The organism is Streptomyces sp. NPDC030183 (assembly GCF_055573455.1).
Window position 1 is genome coordinate 209,164 of sequence record NZ_JBVIBK010000002.1, and the last position, 18,450, is coordinate 227,613.

An 18,450-nucleotide genomic window follows, 5' to 3' on the forward strand; every position below is an offset into this window, starting at 1 on the left:
ACCACATGGGCATGAAGGACCAGTTCCAGGAGAAGACCGAGCAGCTCAAGCACCAGGCGCGGCAGAAGGCCGGGGCGGGGCGTGCTCCGCAGGAGTCGGAGCGGCTGTCCCCCGAGGAGCGTGCGCGTCAGGAGCGTGAGCGTGCTCAGCAGCAGCCTGGGCAGCGCGGCCGGCAGCCGCAGGGCGAGCGTGAGCGCGACCTGCGTGACGCCGAGGACCGGTTCCAGCAGGACTACGACATCTGAGTCGAGCGTCCGCTGAGTTCCCGAGCGGGGCGCCCTCTTCACCGGGGGCGCCCCGTTCCCGTGTCAGCCGCCGTTCCTCGGCGGCAGCTTCGGGCGGGACCTGTCGGGGACGTTGCCGTAGTCCGGGGGGTTCGCGGCGGGGTGGGCCTTCAGGAGGTCCAGGGCGAGGGTGACCGCGGCGCCGAGCTGGGAGTGGCGGCCCTCGGCCCAGTCGAGGGGGGTGCGGTGGACCTCGACGTCGGGCAGGACGCCCCGGTTCTCGATGGACCAGCCGTACGCGTCGAACCAGGCGGCGTTCATGGGGACCGTGATGACGGTGCCGTCGCCGAGCTGGTGGCGGCCGGTCATGCCGACGACGCCGCCCCAGGTGCGCAGGCCCACCACCGGGCCCAGTTCGAGGAGTTTGAAGGCGGCCGTGATCATGTCGCCGTCGGACGAGGTCGCCTCGTCGGCCAGTGCGACCACCGGTCCGCGGGGGGCGTTGGAGGCGTACGACACCGGCTGCGCGCCCCGGGTGAGGTCCCAGCCGAGGATCCTGCGGGTGAGTTTCTCCACCACCAGTTCGCTGATGTGGCCGCCCGCGTTGCCCCGTACGTCGACGATCAGGGCCGGGCGGGAGACCTCCATGCGCAGGTCGCGGTTGAACTGGGCCCAGCCGGAGCCGCCCATGTCGGGGATGTGGAGGTAGCCGCAGTGGCCGCCGCTGAGTTCATGGACGACCTCGCGGCGTTTGGCGACCCAGTCCTGGTAGCGCAGGGGGCGCTCGTCGAGCAGCGGCACCACGGCCACCCGGCGGGCGCGGCCCTCGCCCTCGGCCGGGGTGAACGTCAGCTCCACCGTCGTACCGCCCGCGGCCGCCAGCAGCGGGAAGGGGCCCGTCGTCGGGTCCACCGGGCGGCCGTCGACGTGGGTGAGGACGGCGCCCTCGCGGATGCCGGTGCCGGCGAGCGGGGAGCGGGCCTTGGAGTCCGAGGAGTCGCCGGGCAGGACCCGGCGGATCTGCCAGCCGTCGTCCCGGCGCACGAAGTTGGCGCCGAGAAGGCCCTGGCGGCGCTGGTAGTGGGGCGGGCCCTCGTTGCGGCGGGAGGCGGACACATACGCGTGGGAGGTGCCCAGTTCGCCGAGGACCTCGCGCAGGAGGTCGGCGAACTCGTCGGGGGAGGCGACCCGTTCGACGAGGGGCCGGTACTGGTCGAGGACTCCGTCCCAGTCGATGCCGCTCATGTCCGGGTCCCAGAAGTAGGCGCGGATCAGCCGGCCCGCCTCGGCGTAGGACTGGCGCCACTCGGCGGCCGGGTCGACCTCGTGCATGATGCGCCGCAGGTCGATCCAGACGGTGCTGTCGCTGTCGCCGGACTCGGTGGAGGGCACGGCCCGCAGGTCGCCCTCGTCGACGACCACGAGACGGGTGCCGTCGCCGCTGATGGCGAACCAGTCGAGGTGGGAGACGAGTTCGCTCTTCTTCGCCTTGCTGATGTTGAAGTACTCCAGGGTCGGGCGCCCGGTCATGTCGTCGGGGTTGGCGAAGGTCTCGCCGAGGGCGCCGGAGATCGGCCAGCGCAGCCAGACCAGACCGCCGCCGTTCACCGGGCAGAGCGCCGAGTACTTGGAGGCGGTGACCGGGAAGGGCGTGACGCGGCTCTCCAGGCCCTCGACCTCCACGGTGACCGTCCCGCCGGCCTCCTCGTCCTCGCCGGGGTCCATGCCGCCGGCGACCGGGCGGCCGTCGGGGTTCAGGGCGAACGGGGAGGGCGTGGCGGAGGAGAGCGGGACCAGGTAGGGGCGGCAGCCGAGCGGGAAGGACAGATCGCCGGTGTGGACGTCGTAGACCGGGTCGAAGCCGCGCCAGGACAGGAAGGCCAGATAGCGGCCGTCGCCGGTGAACACGGGGTTCTCGTCCTCGAAGCGGCCGCCGGTGACGTCGACGATCAGCCGGTCCTTCAGCCGGGCCATCTTGATCTGGCGCAGGCTGCGGCCGATGCCCGGGTGGGACCAGGCCAGCCAGCTGCCGTCGGGGGAGAAGGCGAGGTCGCGGACCGGGCCGTTGATCGAGGTGATGATCTCGGTGACCTCGCCGTTGGACTCCTCCGTCGCGTCGAGCAGCAGCAGCCGCCCGTCGTGCGCGGCGATGGCGAGGCGTTCGCCGGCCGGGTCCGCGACCAGTTCGAGGACGCGGCCCACCGCGCCGGAGGCGAGGCGGCGGGGTTCGCGGTCGCCGGTGGCCCGGGGGAGGTAGGCGATCTCGATCGCGTCCTCGCCGTCGGCGTCCGTCACGTACGCCACCTGGCCGCCGGAGCCCAGCATCTCGGGCAGCCGGACGCGGACGCCGGGGGTGTCGGTGATGGTCCGGGCGGGTCCGTCGCGGTGGGTCAGCCAGTACAGGCTGCCGCGGACGACGACGGCGCTGGCCCGGCCCGTCTCGTCGACCGAGAGGCCGTCGATGTGCTGGGCCGCCGGCACCTGGTGGCGCCGCCGCCCGGTGAGCGATCCGCCGAGGCGGATGTCGAGCCTGCCGGGGACGGAGTCGGGGGCGAGGTCGTCGACGAGCCACAGGTCGCCCGCGCACTGGTACACCACCCGGCTGCCGTCGCTCGCCGCGTGCCGGGCGTAGAAGGTGTCGTGATCGGTGTGGCGGCGCAGGTCGGAGCCGTCGTATGCGCAGGAGTAGAGGTTGCCGACGCCCTCGTGGTCGGAGAGGAAGGCGATACGGCCGCCGACGAACATGGGGGAGTGCAGATGCCCTTCGAGGTCGGGCAGCAGTCGCTCGCCGTGCAGCCAGAGGCGGCCCATGGCACCGCCCCGGTAGCGCTTCCACGAGGCCGGTTCGTGCGGGGGCGTGCCGGTGAGCAGCAGGGTGCGGCGCTCCCCGTCGATCTCGGCGACCTGGATGGCGGAGACGGGGCCCCAGGGGAGCTTGCGGCCGGGGTCGCCGTCGAGGCGGACCTTGTAGGCCCAGGTGTAGTAGGAGAAGGGCTCGCCGTGCGAGGCGACGGCCAGGATGTCGGAGCGGCCCCCCGCGTCGGGGTCCGGGGGTGTCCAGCCGCAGACCTCGGTGTCGGGGCTGCCCCAGTGGGTGAGGCGGCGTGCGGGGCCGCCGCCGTCGACCGGGACCAGGTGGATCTCCGGGACGATGCTGCGCCAGCTCGTGTACGCGATGTGGCGTCCGTCGGGCGAGAAGCGCGGGGTGGCGGCCTTCGTCCGGTCGACGGTGAGCCGCCAGGCGCGGTCGGAGCCGTCGAGCGGGGCCAGCCATAGATCGTCCTCGGCGACGAAGCAGACGCGATCGCCGCCGACATGGGGAAAGCGCAGGTAGCCGGGGGTTCCCCGGTCGCTTCCGGTCTCGTATGAGTCGCTCACCTCCCCATGCTTTTCCGGGTCCGGGGGCGCGGCAACTCGTGCGTGGCCGGGGTGCGGGGAGGGCGCGTGACCCAGAACACGAACGAAACGGTTTCGTTTCGCTGAGGCTGGGGGTAGCGTCGTAAGCGTACGAAACAGTTTCGTTCGAGAAGGTGGGGTGTCCGGCCCGTGCCCCGGCATGTGACCGGTAGCCTTGTCGTCCCGAACGTCCAGTGGGAGTGGGGAGAGTGGGATGGCTGAGACCGCGACGGCGCGCCGCAGTCGACTCACGCCCGAGCGCGAGGCCGAGCTGTACGCGGCCGTGCTCGACTTGCTCCGGGAGGTCGGCTACGACGCCCTCACCATGGACGCCGTGGCCGCCCGCACCAGGTCCAGCAAGGCCACCCTCTACCGCCAGTGGGGCGGCAAGGCCGAGCTGGTCGCGAAGGCGATCGGCAAGGAGAAGTCGATGGGCGCCCTCGCCGTCGACACCGGATCCCTCCGCGGCGACCTGCACGCCCTGGCGCGGCGGGAGGACGACTGCGCCATGGAGCAGAACTCCGCGCTCATGCGCGGCCTGGCCATGGCGGTGCACACGCATCCCGAGCTGCTCGCGGCGTTCCGGGAGTTCCTCGTCGAACCGCAGGTCGCCGAGTTCCAGCGGCTGCTGGGGCGCGCGGTCGAGCGTGGTGAGGTCCGGCCGGACAACCCGGCGCTCGACTTCGTGATGCACATGATGCTCGGTGCCTTCGTCACCCGGACGCTGCTCGAAGAGCTGCCTCCGACCCAGGCCTTCCTCGTTTCGTACATCGACGCCGTGGTCCTCCCCGCCCTCGGTGTACCGACCGCCTGCCCCACCCCGAGCCACCGCCGCGTGACACGCGGCTGAGCCGGACCCCGTCCGGCGGGGACGGGGCGGCGGAGAAGCCCAACATGGGCACGCGCTGGGCCCGTTTCGTGGTCCGCAGGCCCGTGATGTGCTGCTCGTGGCCGTGATCGGCCTCGGCGCCGCCGCGATCCCGGCGAGCTCCCTCGAACTCGGCCTGCCCGACGACGGCTCCCAGCCGACGTCCACCACCCAGCGCCGCGCCTACGACCTGCTCTCGGAGGGCTTCGGCCCCGGCTCCAACGGCCCGCTGATGGTCGTGGTCGACGTGAAGTCCGCCGACGACCCGAAGGTCGCCGTCAAGGACGTCTCCGACGAGGTCAAGGAGATGAAGGGCGTCGTCACGGTCACCCCGGCGACGTACAACAAGGCCGGTGACACGGCGATGATCACCGTGGTCCTGGTGCTGGGCCTCGCCTTCCTGCTGCTGATCGTGGTCTTCCGCTCCGTCCTCGTCCCGCTGAAGGCGGCCCTCGGCTTCCTCCTGAGCGTGATGGCGGCGCTCGGCGCGGTGGTCGCGGTCTTCCAGTGGGGCTGGCTGGCGGACGTGGTGGGCGTCGAGGAGACCGGCCCGGTCATGTCGATGATGCCGCTCTTCATGGTGGGCGTCGTCTTCGGTCTCGCCATGGACTACGAGGTCTTCCTGGTGACCCGGATGCGTGAGGCGTACGTCCACGGCGAGCGTCCGGGGCAGGCCGTGGTCACCGGCTTCCGGCACGGGGCGCGGGTGGTGACGGCCGCCGCGGTCATCATGATGGCCGTCTTCGCCGGCTTCATCGGCTCCAGCGAGTCGATGGTCAAGATGATCGGCTTCGGTCTCGCCGTCGCCGTCCTCTTCGACGCCTTCGTCGTGCGGATGGCCATCGTCCCGGCGGTCCTCGCCCTGCTCGGCGACCGGGCCTGGTGGCTGCCGAGGTGGCTGGACCGGGCACTGCCCGACGTCGACGTCGAGGGCGAGGGCCTGCGCACCGGCGACGGCCCGAAGGGCACGGACCGGGACGGGGAACTCGTGCGCGCCTGACGCGACGGCCACGGCCACGGTCACGGCGACGCCGACGGTCACGGTAACGCCGACGGTCACGGCGACCGCTCCGGACCGGCCGGGAGACGCGCGGGGCGATAGAGGACAGCATCTGGCCTACATCGCCCCTAGCGTGGCCGTACCAGCCGACGCCGAGGCAACCGGAGCGATCATGGACACGCAGGTCCGCCCCTTCCGCATCGACATCCCGCAGGCCGAACTGGACGATCTGAACGGCCGGTTGGCGCGCACACGGTGGCCGCGGCAGCTGCCCGGCGAGGGCGCGGACCGGGGAGTCCCGGTGGCAGAGGTGAAGGAGATGGCCGAGTACTGGCGCACGGCCTACGACTGGCGGACCCACGAACGCCGCCTCAACGCGTTCCCCCAGTACCTCACCACGATCGACGGCCTCGACGTCCACTTCCTGCACGTCCGCTCCCCCCGGCCGGACGCCGTGCCCCTGCTCCTGTCCCACGGCTGGCCCAACTCCGTCGTCGAGTTCACACGGCTGATCGGTCCGCTGACCGAGCGCGGGTTCCATGTCGTCGCCCCGTCCGTCCCGGGCTTCGGCTTCTCCGAGGGGCCGCGCGAGACCGGCTTCGGCGTCGACCGGGTGGCCGCGATGTGGGCCGAGCTGATGAGCCGCCTCGGCTACGACCGCTACGGCACCCAGGGCGGCGACCTGGGCGCGTACCTGGCGCCCGCGGTGGCCCGCGCGGCACCCGAGCAGGTCATCGGCGTCCACATCAACGGCGGTTTCGGCTTCCCGACCGAGAAGGACCTGCCCGAACTGACGCCGGACGAGCGGGCGTTGTACGACATGATCCAGCAGTGGTCGCAGGGCGGCGCCGACCACCACACCCTGCTCCGGCACACCCCGCAGACCTTCGCGTACGGCTGGCACGACTCCCCGGTGGCCCAGCTCTCCTGGATGATGCAGAAGTTCCGGGACTTCGGCGTCCGGGACATGGACCGCGACCTGTTCCTCACCAACGTCACGCTCTACTGGTTGACCGGGACGTCCGGCACCTCGTCCTGGTTCATGTACGAGCGGGACGAGTTCACCTGGCCGGAGGGGCAACGGCACGTTCCGACCGGCGTGTACTGCGGGCCGCCCGCCGTCCGCCGCCTCGCCGAGCGCGACAACCGGATCGTGCACTGGCCCGAGTCCAATCCGGGCCACCACTTCGTGGGGATGGACGAGCCGGAGACCCTGGCGGCCGACATCCGCGCGTTCTTCGACAAGATTGTCTGACGAGGCCGGCCCGAACCGGGGCCGGACGACGGTGGGGCCGGACGACGGTGGGGCCGGACGACCGCGCGGCCGGGCGGCCCCCGGGGCACCGGAGGACGGGGAGGGCGGCCGATGGCCGAGGACAAGCGTGTGGGGCCGCCCCACGTCGGCAGCGAACGGGAGACGCTGAGGGCCTTCCTCGACTACCACCGCGCGACCCTCGCCATGAAGTGCGAAGGCCTCACCGACGCCGAACTGCGCCGGCGGTCGATGCCGCCGTCGACGCTGTCGCTGCTCGCGCTGGTCCGTCACATGGCCGAGGTGGAACGGGCCTGGTTCCGCCGGGTGTTCGAGGACCCCGGCGCGCCCATGGTCTGGTCGGACGAGATCGACTTCCAGGCCGCCTACGACGACAGCGCCTCGACGCGGGCCGAGGCGTTCGGGGCGTGGGAGGCGGAGGTCGAGAACTCCCGCCGTATCGAACGCGAGGCGCCCTCCCTCGACCTGGTCGGCCACCAGCCGCGCTGGGACGAGGAGGTCTCCCTGCGGATGGTCATGGTCCACGTCCTGCTGGAGTACGGCCGCCACAACGGCCACGCCGACCTCCTGCGGGAGGGTGTGGACGGGACGGTCGGGGCCTGAGTGTCCGCCTGGCGCGGTAGGGCCGGGCGCGGTACGTCATGGGCTCGTCATGGGAGAAGCTTGAAGTTTCCACAGGTTGGGCTCGTAGCATCTCGCGCAATCCATGACGGGACGATCAGAGAGCGCGCAGGCCCCACATGAGCGAGAAACCGCACGTCCACAGTCACCGCCACGGGCACGGCCACGACCATGACGACGAGTTCGACAGAGGGCTCTCCCACGATCTGCCGGTGCTGGCGCGGCGGCGCATGATCCGGCTGCTGGCCGGGGCGGGCATGGTGCCGCTGGTGGCGGCGTGTTCCTCGGACGAGTCGGGTGGTACGTCGTCGGGGTCCTCGTCGTCGGCGTCCGCGTCCGGCTCGTCCTCCAGCTCCGGCTCCTCCTCGGCCTCCTCCTCCGGCGCGGACTGCGAGACCATCCCCGCGGAGACGGCCGGCCCGTACCCCGGGGACGGCTCCAACGGGCCCGACGTCCTCACGGAGAGCGGTGTCGTCCGCCGGGACATCACCAAGAGCTTCGGCTCGGCGAGCGGTGTCGCCGAGGGCGTACCGCTGACGGTGACCCTCACCGTCGTCGGCACGGACTCCGGGTGCGAGACGCCGAAGGGGGGCGCGGCCGTCTACCTCTGGCACTGCGACCGCGAGGGCCGCTACTCCCTCTACTCCGAGGGCGCGAGCGACGAGAACTACCTGCGCGGCGTCCAGGAGACCGACGCGAAGGGCCAGGTCACCTTCACGTCGATCTTCCCCGGCTGTTACACCGGCCGCTGGCCGCACATCCACTTCGAGGTGTACGACAGCCTGGACGACGCCACCGCTGCGCGGGACATCGCGGCCACCTCGCAGCTCGCCTTCCCGAAGGACGTCTGCGACACCGTCTACGCCACGGACGGCTACAGCGCGAGCGTCACCCACCTGAGCCGGCTGTCGCTGGAGACCGACAACATCTTCAGTGACGGCTACGACCGGCAACTGGCCACCCTGAAGGGCAGCGTGGAGAAGGGGTACACCGCGACCCTCACGGTCGCCGTGTAGGACCGCTCCGGCGCAGGACCTCTCCGCGACTCAGGCACCCTCCGGCTGCGGTCAGCGGCCGAGCCCGGCCGCCTTCGGTCAGCGGCCGCGTCCGGCCGGTGGCTGCGCGGGGCGGGCGGCCGGGAGGGCTGCCGGGAGGGCGCGGGGAGCGGTGACGGGCGGGTGCCCGCCGTTCGTCGGTGGCCGGGGAGCGGTCGCCGACCGGCTGCGCGCTGCCGCGGCCGCCGCGGTGGGATTGCCCCCGGGGCCCGCGCCCGCACCGGCGGTCGCACCCGCGCCCGCACCGGCGGTCGCACCCGCGCCCGCACCGGCGGTCGCACCCGCGCCCGCACCGGCGGTCGCACCCGCGCCGACTCCGCTCCCGGGTCCCGACCCGGGGGCCGGGGCCGTCCGCAGGGCCCGGCGGTGGGCCTCCTCCGTGGCGCGTGCCTCCGGGGACAGGGCGGAGCGGCGGGCCAGTTCGCCGAGCAGCCGGTCGGTGGTGTGCTCGTGGCGCGCGGCGGTCGCCGGGTTGCTGTCGCCCCGGGAGAGGGCGGTGTGCCGCTCGGCGAGGTTGTGGGCGAGGAGGTCGATTACCTCGTGGTCGCCGCGGGCCAGGAGTGTGGGCTCCGGATGCCGCGGTGGTTCCGACGCGCGCACGGCCGCCGCGCGGTCGGCGACGGCGCGCCAGGGGGCCTCGGGCGCCGGCAGGATCGGCGCGGCGGAGCGGGCTATGCGCTCCAGTTCCGGCAGCACGTAGTCCGGGGCGGTCACGACCGCCGCCGCGTGCCGCGCCGCGAACTGCGACGCCTCGGCGGTCGTCTGCACGCGCGCGTGCTCCCGCTCGACGGCCGCCGCCAGCGATGTGCCGGTCCCCCTCGTCTCCGTGGCGCCGTAAGCCAGGCCACCGGGGGCGATGTGCTGGGTGTGCACGGTCTCCCCGCCCCGGCGCAGCACCGCGGCGAAGTCCCCGAGCCCCTCGCGCTCCAGGGCGGCGGCGCCCCGGACCACGCCGCGCAGCGCCGCGTCATGGATGTCGGGGTCGACCAGGCGGCCGTGGCCGTGGCGCTGGAGTTCGTCGAGGTAGCGGGTCAGGACGCCGAGCCGGCTGACGGGACCGGGGACGGCCACGAACGCGGTCTCGATGCGGTACGGCGCCACGCCCTCGGGGAGCTGCGCGGAGCGGATGCGGCGGCAGATGTCCTCGTACTCGGCCGGGGTGACCATCGCGGATTCGAGCAGGATGTTGTAGCCGCGGGAGAGGGCGAGGTCCTGGGCCTGCTCCCACCAGCGGTCGCCGTCCGGACGGACCAGCGCGTCCGCCTCCTGGGGGCGCTCGGCCTGCCAGCGGGCGTACTCCGGGTGGTGCGGGTTGTAGAAGTCCATGTTGATCCAGGCCGCGGGGCCGCCCCGGTCCAGCGCGTCCTTGACCATACGGGTCACGGCGGTCTTCCCCGCGCCGGTCTGCCCCGCCACGATGACGGCGACCGGGGCCCGTTGCGGTGCGCAGCCGTCGAGGAAGACGGGGGCGATCTCCTCGCGGAAGATCCGCTGGTTCTCGGCGAGGGGCAGCCGCCCTTCGAGGGTCGGCCCCTTCGGCGTCCCCGTCGGCGCTCCCGTCGGCGTCCCCGTCGATGTCGCGGGGTCGTGCGGCGACCGGTTCACGCGTCGCCGCCCGGCAGTCGGGCCAGTTCCGCGCGGACCCGGCGGCACAGGGCGTGCGCGTCGGCCAGGGCGTCCGGGTCGTCGGGGCGCAGGCGCAACTGGAGCCGGTTCAGTTCCCGTTGGCGTTCGAGCAGGTGCTCGCGGGTGGCTCCGGTGGCGCCGCGCAGGGCGGCCGAGACCTCGCCGACGGCCTTGCGCAGGTCGCCGAGGGCCGCCTCGTAGGGCTGGTCGGCGTACAGACCGCCGTTCAGCGGTTCCACATGGGAGAGCACGGGCTCGGCATCGGGCTGCTCCGTCATGGGGTGTCCCTCCGTGGTAAGCGTGGTCGCCGTCTGAGACGTGGGCCGAGGGGTCCGTGGTTCAGGAGAGGTGCGCGGTCGGTGGTTCAGGCGAGGTGCGCGGTGTCGCCCCACCGGACCAGACGCAGCCGTCCGTCGGTGCCGTTCCACCACGAGACCGAGGCGTTGGGGACCGGCGGCAGCGTGGCGGGGGAGGGCGAGCCCAGACCGGCCAGGACGAAGCGGAGGGTGATGACGATCGCGTCGTGCGCCACCAGCAGCACCCGCCGGCCCGGCGCGGCCCGGTCCAGCTCCGTCGCGAAGTCCCGTACGCGCAGCGCGACATCGGCCATGGCCTCACCGCCCGGCGGTCGGTACGCCCACTCGCCGAGGAGGGCCCGTCGCGCGGCCTCCTCGGGGGCGCGGGTCCGCAGCGCGCCCGGTGGATGCAGTTCGAAGACGCCCATCTCCCGGTCCCGCAGCCGCTCGTCGACGAGCAGGGGAGGCGGTGTCACCCGCGGGTGCGCGGCCATGACCTCCCAGGTCTCCCGGGCCCGCGTGTACGGCGAACAGACCACCAGGTCCGGTCCCGCGCCCTCCTCCAGCCCGGCGAGCCAGTCGCCCAGCGACCCGGCCTGCGCCCGGCCCAGCGGCGACAGCGGGACGTCCGTGTCCCGTCCGGCGACCGGCAGTTCCGCCGAGCCGCTCCGCTCGGCCTCGGCGAAGGCGACGTTCGCGGTGCTCTGCCCGTGCCGTACCGCCCACAGCGCACGGAGTGAACTGGGCGCCGTCAGCCCGCCCTTGTGCATCTCATCGGCCATCCGGTCATTCTGCTCGACCGGAGCACCAGCGGTCAGTGCGCCACCGGCGCGGCCGTGTAGGTACGGCGGAGGAAGCGGATCAGCGCCTTGGTGTCGAACTGCATCACCGCGACCCCGTGGGCGGAGTGGAACTCCATCACGGCCTGCACCCGGCCGCAGGGCCAGATACGGACCGGGCCGGCGGTGGCGGGGGCGCGCAGACCGCGTTCGAGGAGGTCGCGGGGGAAGGTCCACTCGTGGGGACCGGGCAGCCCGACGCGGACGGCGGAGGGACCGCCGTCGGGGTCGTAGCGGAGGATCACGGGGACCGTGTCCCGGTCCATGGGGGAGTCCGTGACGACATGAGCCCGTGCGTACTGCTCGACGGTGACAGACATCGGGCGGCTCCTCACGCTGAGTGATCCAAGCAGAAGCTGTCGATCCGCTCTCCGTGCCTCTCCAATGTCGCACATTTTTCGCCATTCGCCCGCGGAGGGGGAGGCGGGGCGGAGGCGGGGCGGAGCTGGGGCGGCGATGCGTTCGCTATTCGAAGGTGAGGCGCTCTTGCAAGAACCTCGCAATAAGGCCCTATCATCGTAAGGTTCCAGCCACGCGCAGCCGGATGCGATCGCCGCCGGGCGGTCCGGAGAGCGAGCCCTCGCATGCATGTCCCCGACGGATTCATCAACGCCCCCGTCTCGGCGGTCGCCGGTGTCGTCGCCGCAGGCGCCGTCGCCGTCAGCCTGCGCGGGGCCCGGCGCGAGCTGGACGAGCGGACGGCACCGCTCGCCGGACTGGTCGCCGCGTTCATCTTCGCCGTGCAGATGCTGAACTTCCCGGTCGCGGCCGGCACCAGCGGACATCTGCTCGGCGGCGCGCTCGCCGCGATACTCGTGGGCCCCTACACAGGGGTCCTGTGCGTGTCCGTGGTGCTCCTCATGCAGGGCATCCTCTTCGCCGACGGCGGCCTGACCGCGCTCGGCGTGAACATCACCATCATGGCCGTCGTCACCACCGTCGTGGCGTACGTCGTCTTCCGCGGGCTGGTCAAGGTCCTGCCGAGGAAGCGACGCTCCGTGACCGTCTCCGCCTTCGTCGCCGCGCTCGTCTCGGTGCCCGCCGCGGCCGCCGCGTTCACCTTCGTCTACGCGATCGGCGGCACCACGGACGTGCCGCTCGGCTCCGTCCTGACGGCCATGGTCGGCGTGCACACCCTCATCGGCATCGGCGAGGCCGCGATCACCGCCGCCACGGTCGGCGCCGTCATCGCCGTACGCCCGGACCTGGTGCACGGCGCCCGCGGGCTGAGCGCCCCGCTGAAGCTCCGGGTGAACGGCGAACTCGTCGACGCCGCCCCCGCCGCCGGTCCCGCGCCCGTGCCGGTGGCCGCCCGGTCGCCCCGCAAGCTCATCCTCGCCGGGCTCGGCACCTCCCTCCTCCTCGCCGGTGTCGTCAGCTTCTACGCCTCCGCGAACCCGGACGGGCTGGAGAAGGTCGCCGCCGACAAGGGCATCGACGCCAAGGTCGAGGACCACGCCGCCGCCGACTCCCCGCTCGCCGACTACGGCGTCCAGGGCCTCACCGACGCCCGGCTCTCCGGCGGTCTCGCCGGTGTGATCGGCGTCGGTGTCACCGTCGTCGCCGGCACCGGGATCTTCTGGGCCGTGCGCAGGCGCCGGGCCGGCGAGGCCGAGGCGACCTCCCCGTCCTCCGTGCCCGAGAGCGTCTGACATGGGCGCCGGCCACGCCCACAAGCTCTACCGGCACGCGCACTCGCCGGTGCACGCCCTGCCTCCGCACACCAAACTCGCCGCCGTCTTCGCCTTCGTGGTCGTCGTCGTGTCGACCCCGCGCGAGGCGATGTGGGCGTTCGCGCTGTACGCCGTGCTCCTCGCCACGGTCGCGGGCGTCGCCCGGGTGCCTGCCGGGTTCCTGCTGCGGCGGCTGCTGATCGAGGTCCCCTTCGTCGCCTTCGCCCTGCTCATGCCGTTCGTGGCGCAGGGCGAACGGGTCGAGGTGCTCGGCATGTCGCTGAGCGTCGGCGGACTGTGGGGCGCCTGGAACGTCCTCGCCAAGGGCACCCTCGGCGTCGCCGCGTCCGTGCTCCTCGCCGCCACCACCGAACTGCGCGAACTCCTCCTCGGGCTGCAACGCCTCAAGCTGCCGCCGCTGCTCGTCCAGATCGCGTCCTTCATGATCCGTTACGGCGACGTCATCACCGACGAGATGCGCCGGATGCGGATCGCCCGCGAGTCACGCGGCTTCGAGGCGAGCGGCGTCCGCCACTGGGGGGTGCTCGCCAAGTCCGCCGGGGCGCTGTTCATCCGCTCCTACGAACGCGGGGAACGCGTCCACCTCGCCATGATCAGCCGGGGGTACGCCGGCACCATGCCCGTGATCGACGAGGTGACCGCCTCGCGGGCGCAGTGGTCGTACGCCTTCGCCCTCCCGTTCGCCGCGCTCGTCGTCTGTCTGCTGGGATGGACCCTGTGACCGTGTCCAAGGAATCCGCACCCCCCTCCCTCGAAGTCGCCGGGCTCGCCTTCGCCTACCCCGACGGCCACCAGGCCCTCTTCGGCGTCGACTTCACCATCGGCCGGGGCGAACGGGTCGCGCTGCTCGGGCCGAACGGCGCCGGCAAGACCACGCTCGTCCTGCACCTCAACGGCATCCTCACCGGCGGCGCCGGCACGGTCACCGTCGCCGGACTGCCGGTCGGCAAGCGGCACATGGCGGAGATCCGGCGCAAGGTCGGCATCGTCTTCCAGGACCCCGACGACCAGCTGTTCATGCCGACCGTGCGGGAGGACGTCGCGTTCGGCCCGGCCGCCGCCGGGATGAAGGGCCCCGAACTGGAGGCCCGCGTCGACCGCGCGCTCGCCCGGGTCGGCATGGCCGAGTTCAAGGACCGGCCCCCGCACCACCTCTCCTTCGGTCAGCGCCGCCGGGTCGCCGTCGCCACCGTGCTCGCCATGGAGCCGGAGATCCTCGTCCTCGACGAGCCGTCGTCCAACCTCGACCCCGCCTCGCGCCGCGAACTCGCCGACATCCTGCGTTCCTTGGACGTCACCGTCCTCATGGTCACCCACGACCTGCCGTACGCCCTGGAGCTGTGCCCGCGTTCGCTGGTACTCAGCGAGGGCGTCATCGCGGCGGACGGACCCACCGGTGAACTCCTCGCGGACGACGCCCTGATGCGGGCCCACCGCCTGGAGTTGCCCTTCGGCTTCGACCCGAGGTCGGTCGCCGCGGGGAGCTGAGGACAATGGGGCGCGTGACGAATCAAGAGGACGCCGCGTGGCCCGGGTCGCTGCTCCTCGACGAGCAGCTGTGCTTCGCGCTGTACGCGGCCCAGCGCGCGGTCACGGCCGCGTACCGCCCGCTGCTCGACGAACTCGGTCTCACCTACCCGCAGTACCTGGTCATGCTCTGCCTGTGGGAGCGGCGTGAGACCACGGTCAAGGAGCTGGCCGGCGCCCTGCGGCTGGACTACGGCACGGTCTCGCCGCTGCTGAAGCGGCTGGAGGCGGCGGGACTGCTGAGCCGGCGCCGCTCCGCCCGCGACGAGCGCTCGGTCCGGATCACGCTCACCGGGCGCGGCGAGCAGCTCCGCGACCGGGCGGAGGCCGTCCCCGAGACGCTGGCCGCCGCCACGGGCCTGCGGGGCGGCGACGTGGCCCGCCTGCGGGCGGAACTCTGGGAGCTGGCGGCACGGGCGGAGCGGTCGGCACGGGAGACGGCCACCTGACGAGGGCGGACGCGGCCCCGCAACACCGCTCACCGCGCCCCCGCAACACCGCTCACCGCGCCCCGCCTCCAACGCACCCGTTGTTACCCCTGGTTACTACCCCCTGGTAACCGCTGTCACCTACCAGCCGGTACCTTGTGCACGATGTACTTGTGCGCGCTTTTCCTGGGGGAGGCACATCCATGACCGACGGCGCCGCTGTCGAGACCCGCTCCGACAGTTCTGCTCAGGCCCGTCCGGACACCCGTCCGGCGAAGATCATGTACGTGGCCGAGGCCACCGCGCACGGCGGCCGGGACGGCTACATCACCAGCCAGGACGGCCACATCGACCTGAGGGTCGCCATGCCCCCCGAGCTGGGCGGCGACGGCAACGGCACCAACCCCGAGCAGCTGTTCGCGGCCGGCTACAGCTCCTGCTTCCACAACGCGCTGGTCCTCGTCGGCCGCCGCGAGGGCTACGACCTCACCGGCTCCACGGTCGCCGCGAAGGTGGGCATCGGCCCCAACAAGCAGCGCGGCTACGGCCTCGCCGTCGCCCTCAGCGTCTCCCTGCCCGTCCTCGACCAGGACGTCGCGGCCAAGCTCGTGGACGCGGCCCACCAGGTCTGCCCCTACTCCAACGCCACCCGCGGCAACATCGACGTGACGATCGTGCTCGGCTGAGGCCCCACGGGGGCACGGGGCACGGGGGCACGGGGCACGGGGGAGCCCGGCACGGCATCCCGAGCCCCGGCCGGAGGAATCCCCGGCCGTGCGTGTACGTTGCAGCCGTCGTCGTGGCGAGTGAACGGAACGGAGCGCCGGCGTGGATGTGAACGGCACGGTCGCCGAGGGCTTCGAGCCGGTGCGGGAGGCGTTCCTCCGCAACTTCGAGGCGTTCGGCGAGAAGGGCGCGGCGGTCGTCGTCTACCGGCACGGCCGCAAGGTCGTCGACCTGTGGGGCGGCACCCGCGACGTGGACGGCGACGAGCCTTGGCAGCAGGGCACCGCCCAGATCCTGCGCTCCGCCACGAAGGGCGTCGCCGCCGCAGCGCTGCTGATGCCGGCCGAGCGCGGCGAACTGGACCTGGACGCCCCGGTGGGCCGCTACTGGCCCGAGTTCAAGGCGCACGGCAAGGACGGCGTCCTCGTGCGGCACGTACTCAACCACCGGGCGGGCCTGCCCGTCCTCGACCGCCCCCTCACCCCCGCCGAGGCGTTGGACCCCCGCCGCGGCCCCGAGGCCGTCGCCGCCCAGACGCCCGCCTGGGAGCCCGGCACCGCGCACGGCTACCACCCGCTGACGTACGGCTGGCTCCTCGACGAGCTGGTCCGGCGTGTGACGGGCCGGGGCGCCGGTGAGTGGATCGCGTCGGAGATCGCGGCGCCCCTCGGCCTCGACCTCTGGCTCGGTCTGCCCGACGCGGTGGCGGCCGAGGGCCGGGTGGGCCGCGCCGGGCGGCTGCCGTCGGCACCCGAACCCACCGGGGGACTGCGCGTGCGCGCGAAGCGGTCGGTCACCGCCGCCTACGACGACCCCGACTCCCTCACCCGGCGCGCCTTCGCCGCGATCACCCCGTTCCCCGACCAGAACGACCCCGCGTACCGCGCGACGGCGCTGCCCGCCACCAACGGCATCGCCACGGCGGACGCCCTGGCCCGCTTCTACGCCGCGCTGATCGGAGAGGTCGACGGCGTACGGCTGCTCGCCCCGGCCACGATGGAGGCGGCCCGCGCGGAGGAGTCGGCCGGCCCCGACCGCACCCTCGTCATCAACACCCGCTTCGGCCTCGGCTACATGCTGCACGGCACCGCGTCCCCGCTCCTCGGCCCCGGCTCCTTCGGCCACCCCGGCCGAGGCGGCCCCCTCGGCTTCGCCGACCCGGACACGGCCACGGCGTTCGCCTACGTCACCAACGGCTACCGCAAGACGGTCACGGCGGACCCGAGGGCCCAGGCACTGGTAAAGGCGCTCCGCGCCCTTTAGGGGCGCGGGGAACTGCGCGAGAAACCACGACGGACCCGCACCCGCCGACGGACAGGCACCCCCGGCCCCATCAGGCGCCCCGGCCCACCCCGGCGGAGCGAAGACGCGGCCGCCCGGACACCGGAGACGCCCCAGAACTCCCCCGCAGAATGCCCTGGCGCGCTCCGATGAACCGGACGGCCGCCCTCCGTGAGCGGCGATCCCAGCATGCGCGACATTTCCCGCGCTGTCGTTCGCACCCGGTCCACAGTCGCTTGGCACCCCGTCCACGGCCGGACCGCCCGGCGGCCCCACCGACACGGCGGGCGGCTGCCCCCGGCCGCGCGGGGCCGCGGGCAGCCGCCCGGTCACCAGGACTTGTCACAGCTCAGAGGGCTATCGGGTGGGACGTCCTGCCCGACGCCTCGTCTATCTCGTCGTGCGCCTTGGTGAGCAGTTTCATGGCCAGCTCGTTGAGGGCCCGCGCGCCAGCTATCTCCTCGCCGACCCGTGGCTGATTGGAGTCGGTGTGGTGGCGGCTCGCGTACCCGTTGGCCCGGACCTCCTTGCCATCGGGCAGCCGTACGAGCGCCGCCGCCCGAGTCTTCTGTTCGTCCTCCTGGAACTCCAGCTCGATGTGCCATCCCACAGCGGTGTGCATCATGACGATCACCTCCGGAAACCGCTCTTTCCAGAGTGCTCCTCCGGGCCCGCCGACGCACGGCCTGGCCGAGCCTCGGCCCCGCGGCCCCCGCCCACCCGGTCAGGCCCCTACCCGGCCCGCAGCATCAACCCGATGCCGACCACCAGCAACCCGGCCGCCACGACGCGGGGAGCGCCGAACCGCTCCTTGAAGAACACCGCCCCGATCGCCGCCCCCACGATGATCGACGACTCCCGCAGCGCCGCGATCGGCGCCAGCTCCGCCTTCGTCTGGGCCCACAGGACCAGGCCGTACGCCACCACGGACAGAGCGGCGCCGAGCAGGCCCACGGTGGCGACCGGGCGCAGCAACGCCACCGTCTCGCCGCGCCAGCGGTACACCGCGTACGCGGGGACGGCCAGCCCTTCCAGTGCCATCAGCCAGGCGATGTAGCTCAAGGGGGACCCGGCGGCGCGTACGCCGAGGCCGTCGACGACCGTGTACGCCGCGATCGACAGGCCCGTGGCGAGCGCCGCCCCGATCGCGGTCCAGTGCGGCCGGTCCCCGCGCAGGCCCCACAGGGCGACCCCGGTCAGTCCGGCGCAGCTCAGCAGGATGCCGGCCGCGGCCCAGCCGTCCGGCACCTCGTGGGCGAAGACGGCGGCGAGAACGGTGACGACGAGGGGCGCGGAGCCGCGGGCGATGGGGTACGCCTGACCGAAGTCGCCCAGCCGGAAGGACGTCATCAGCAGGACGTAGTAGAGGAGGTGAAGGATCGTCGAGGCGATGAGGTAGGGCCAGGCCGCGGGCTCGGGCAAGGGCACGAACGGCACGGCCGCGAAGCCGATGAGTGCGCCGCCGCCGGATATCAGCGTGAAGCCGACGAGCTTGTCCGTGATGTTGTGGGCTATCGCGTTCCAACTGGCGTGGGTGACCGCGGCGAGCAGCACGGCCGCGGTGACCAGCGGCGTCACGAGTTGCGGTTCTGTGCG

General features: G+C 73.0%; 18 protein-coding genes and 1 pseudogene. 12 read left to right on the top strand and 7 right to left on the bottom strand.

Annotation, left to right across the window (positions count from 1 at the left end):
• The first annotated feature begins 5 nt into the window (after positions 1-5).
• Entirely contained in the window at positions 6-245 is a 240-nt protein-coding gene (locus ACZ4Z2_RS03810; RefSeq protein ID WP_468072008.1) for a hypothetical protein, read from the top strand.
• Between the two features lie 63 nt (positions 246-308).
• On the opposite strand, the gene ACZ4Z2_RS03815 is transcribed toward ACZ4Z2_RS03810, so the two are convergent.
• Entirely contained in the window at positions 309-3,602 is a 3,294-nt protein-coding gene (locus ACZ4Z2_RS03815; RefSeq protein WP_468072010.1) for a S41 family peptidase, read from the bottom strand.
• Positions 3,603-3,834: 232 nt separating this feature from the next.
• Between ACZ4Z2_RS03815 and ACZ4Z2_RS03820 the strand changes: the two genes are divergently transcribed.
• The 5 genes and pseudogenes from ACZ4Z2_RS03820 to ACZ4Z2_RS03840 all read left to right on the top strand — a co-directional run bounded on the left by ACZ4Z2_RS03820 (position 3,835) and on the right by ACZ4Z2_RS03840 (position 8,398).
• A complete protein-coding gene (locus ACZ4Z2_RS03820; protein ID WP_468072012.1) occupies positions 3,835-4,470 on the top strand; it encodes a TetR/AcrR family transcriptional regulator in 636 nt (211 codons plus the stop codon).
• 2 nt (positions 4,471-4,472) lie between these two features.
• Positions 4,473-5,488, top strand: a pseudogene (locus ACZ4Z2_RS03825) (MMPL family transporter); the annotation flags it as partial.
• Between the two features lie 172 nt (positions 5,489-5,660).
• The gene (locus tag ACZ4Z2_RS03830; RefSeq protein WP_468072014.1) at positions 5,661-6,743 is read left to right on the top strand and encodes an epoxide hydrolase family protein; all 1,083 of its coding nucleotides are present in this window, start codon (positions 5,661-5,663) and stop codon (positions 6,741-6,743) included.
• Between the two features lie 111 nt (positions 6,744-6,854).
• Positions 6,855-7,364: a DinB family protein gene (locus ACZ4Z2_RS03835; RefSeq protein WP_468072016.1), complete on the top strand. Its 510-nt coding sequence runs from the start codon at positions 6,855-6,857 to the stop codon at positions 7,362-7,364.
• Positions 7,365-7,501: 137 nt separating this feature from the next.
• Positions 7,502-8,398, top strand: a complete 897-nt coding sequence (locus ACZ4Z2_RS03840) for an intradiol ring-cleavage dioxygenase (protein WP_468072018.1) — start codon at positions 7,502-7,504, stop codon at positions 8,396-8,398.
• A 78-nt stretch (positions 8,399-8,476) separates the two neighbouring features.
• Here ACZ4Z2_RS03840 and ACZ4Z2_RS03845 read toward each other — a convergent pair whose 3' ends face one another.
• The 4 genes from ACZ4Z2_RS03845 to ACZ4Z2_RS03860 all read right to left on the bottom strand — a co-directional run bounded on the left by ACZ4Z2_RS03845 (position 8,477) and on the right by ACZ4Z2_RS03860 (position 11,518).
• Positions 8,477-10,042: a zeta toxin family protein gene (locus ACZ4Z2_RS03845; RefSeq protein WP_468072020.1), complete on the bottom strand. Its 1,566-nt coding sequence runs from the start codon at positions 10,040-10,042 to the stop codon at positions 8,477-8,479.
• On the bottom strand, positions 10,039-10,341 hold the full coding sequence (locus ACZ4Z2_RS03850) for a hypothetical protein (RefSeq protein ID WP_468072021.1): 303 nt from the start codon (positions 10,339-10,341) through the stop codon (positions 10,039-10,041). Before ACZ4Z2_RS03850 ends, ACZ4Z2_RS03845 begins: the two co-directional genes overlap by 4 nt.
• 86 nt (positions 10,342-10,427) lie before the next feature.
• A complete protein-coding gene (locus tag ACZ4Z2_RS03855; protein ID WP_468072023.1) occupies positions 10,428-11,141 on the bottom strand; it encodes a histidine phosphatase family protein in 714 nt (237 codons plus the stop codon).
• A gap of 32 nt (positions 11,142-11,173) precedes the next feature.
• Positions 11,174-11,518, bottom strand: a complete 345-nt coding sequence (locus tag ACZ4Z2_RS03860; protein WP_468072025.1) for an SsgA family sporulation/cell division regulator — start codon at positions 11,516-11,518, stop codon at positions 11,174-11,176.
• 264 nt (positions 11,519-11,782) lie between these two features.
• Between ACZ4Z2_RS03860 and ACZ4Z2_RS03865 the strand changes: the two genes are divergently transcribed.
• From ACZ4Z2_RS03865 to ACZ4Z2_RS03890, 6 genes are all read left to right on the top strand, one after another.
• Positions 11,783-12,850 carry an energy-coupling factor ABC transporter permease gene (locus tag ACZ4Z2_RS03865; protein ID WP_468072026.1) on the top strand — a complete coding sequence of 356 codons (1,068 nt, stop codon included), beginning with the start codon at positions 11,783-11,785 and terminating at the stop codon, positions 12,848-12,850.
• Between the two features lies 1 nt (position 12,851).
• Complete coding sequence (cbiQ, locus tag ACZ4Z2_RS03870) at positions 12,852-13,613, top strand: cobalt ECF transporter T component CbiQ (RefSeq protein WP_468072028.1); 762 nt, start codon at positions 12,852-12,854, stop codon at positions 13,611-13,613.
• Entirely contained in the window at positions 13,601-14,380 is a 780-nt protein-coding gene (locus ACZ4Z2_RS03875) for an energy-coupling factor ABC transporter ATP-binding protein (protein ID WP_468072030.1), read from the top strand. Before cbiQ ends, ACZ4Z2_RS03875 begins: the two co-directional genes overlap by 13 nt.
• A 14-nt stretch (positions 14,381-14,394) precedes the next feature.
• Complete coding sequence (locus ACZ4Z2_RS03880) at positions 14,395-14,868, top strand: MarR family winged helix-turn-helix transcriptional regulator (RefSeq protein WP_468072032.1); 474 nt, start codon at positions 14,395-14,397, stop codon at positions 14,866-14,868.
• A gap of 182 nt (positions 14,869-15,050) precedes the next feature.
• Positions 15,051-15,533: an organic hydroperoxide resistance protein gene (locus ACZ4Z2_RS03885; protein WP_468072034.1), complete on the top strand. Its 483-nt coding sequence runs from the start codon at positions 15,051-15,053 to the stop codon at positions 15,531-15,533.
• Positions 15,534-15,675: 142 nt separating this feature from the next.
• On the top strand, positions 15,676-16,836 hold the full coding sequence (locus ACZ4Z2_RS03890) for a serine hydrolase domain-containing protein (protein ID WP_468072036.1): 1,161 nt from the start codon (positions 15,676-15,678) through the stop codon (positions 16,834-16,836).
• A 367-nt stretch (positions 16,837-17,203) separates the two neighbouring features.
• Here ACZ4Z2_RS03890 and ACZ4Z2_RS03895 read toward each other — a convergent pair whose 3' ends face one another.
• Both ACZ4Z2_RS03895 and ACZ4Z2_RS03900 read right to left on the bottom strand, forming a co-directional pair.
• Entirely contained in the window at positions 17,204-17,479 is a 276-nt protein-coding gene (locus ACZ4Z2_RS03895) for a DUF1876 domain-containing protein (protein WP_055521112.1), read from the bottom strand.
• A 107-nt stretch (positions 17,480-17,586) separates the two neighbouring features.
• Positions 17,587-18,432 (bottom strand): EamA family transporter, encoded by an 846-nt coding sequence (locus tag ACZ4Z2_RS03900; protein WP_468072038.1) that lies wholly within the window; start codon positions 18,430-18,432, stop codon positions 17,587-17,589.
• Positions 18,433-18,450 lie beyond the last annotated feature (18 nt).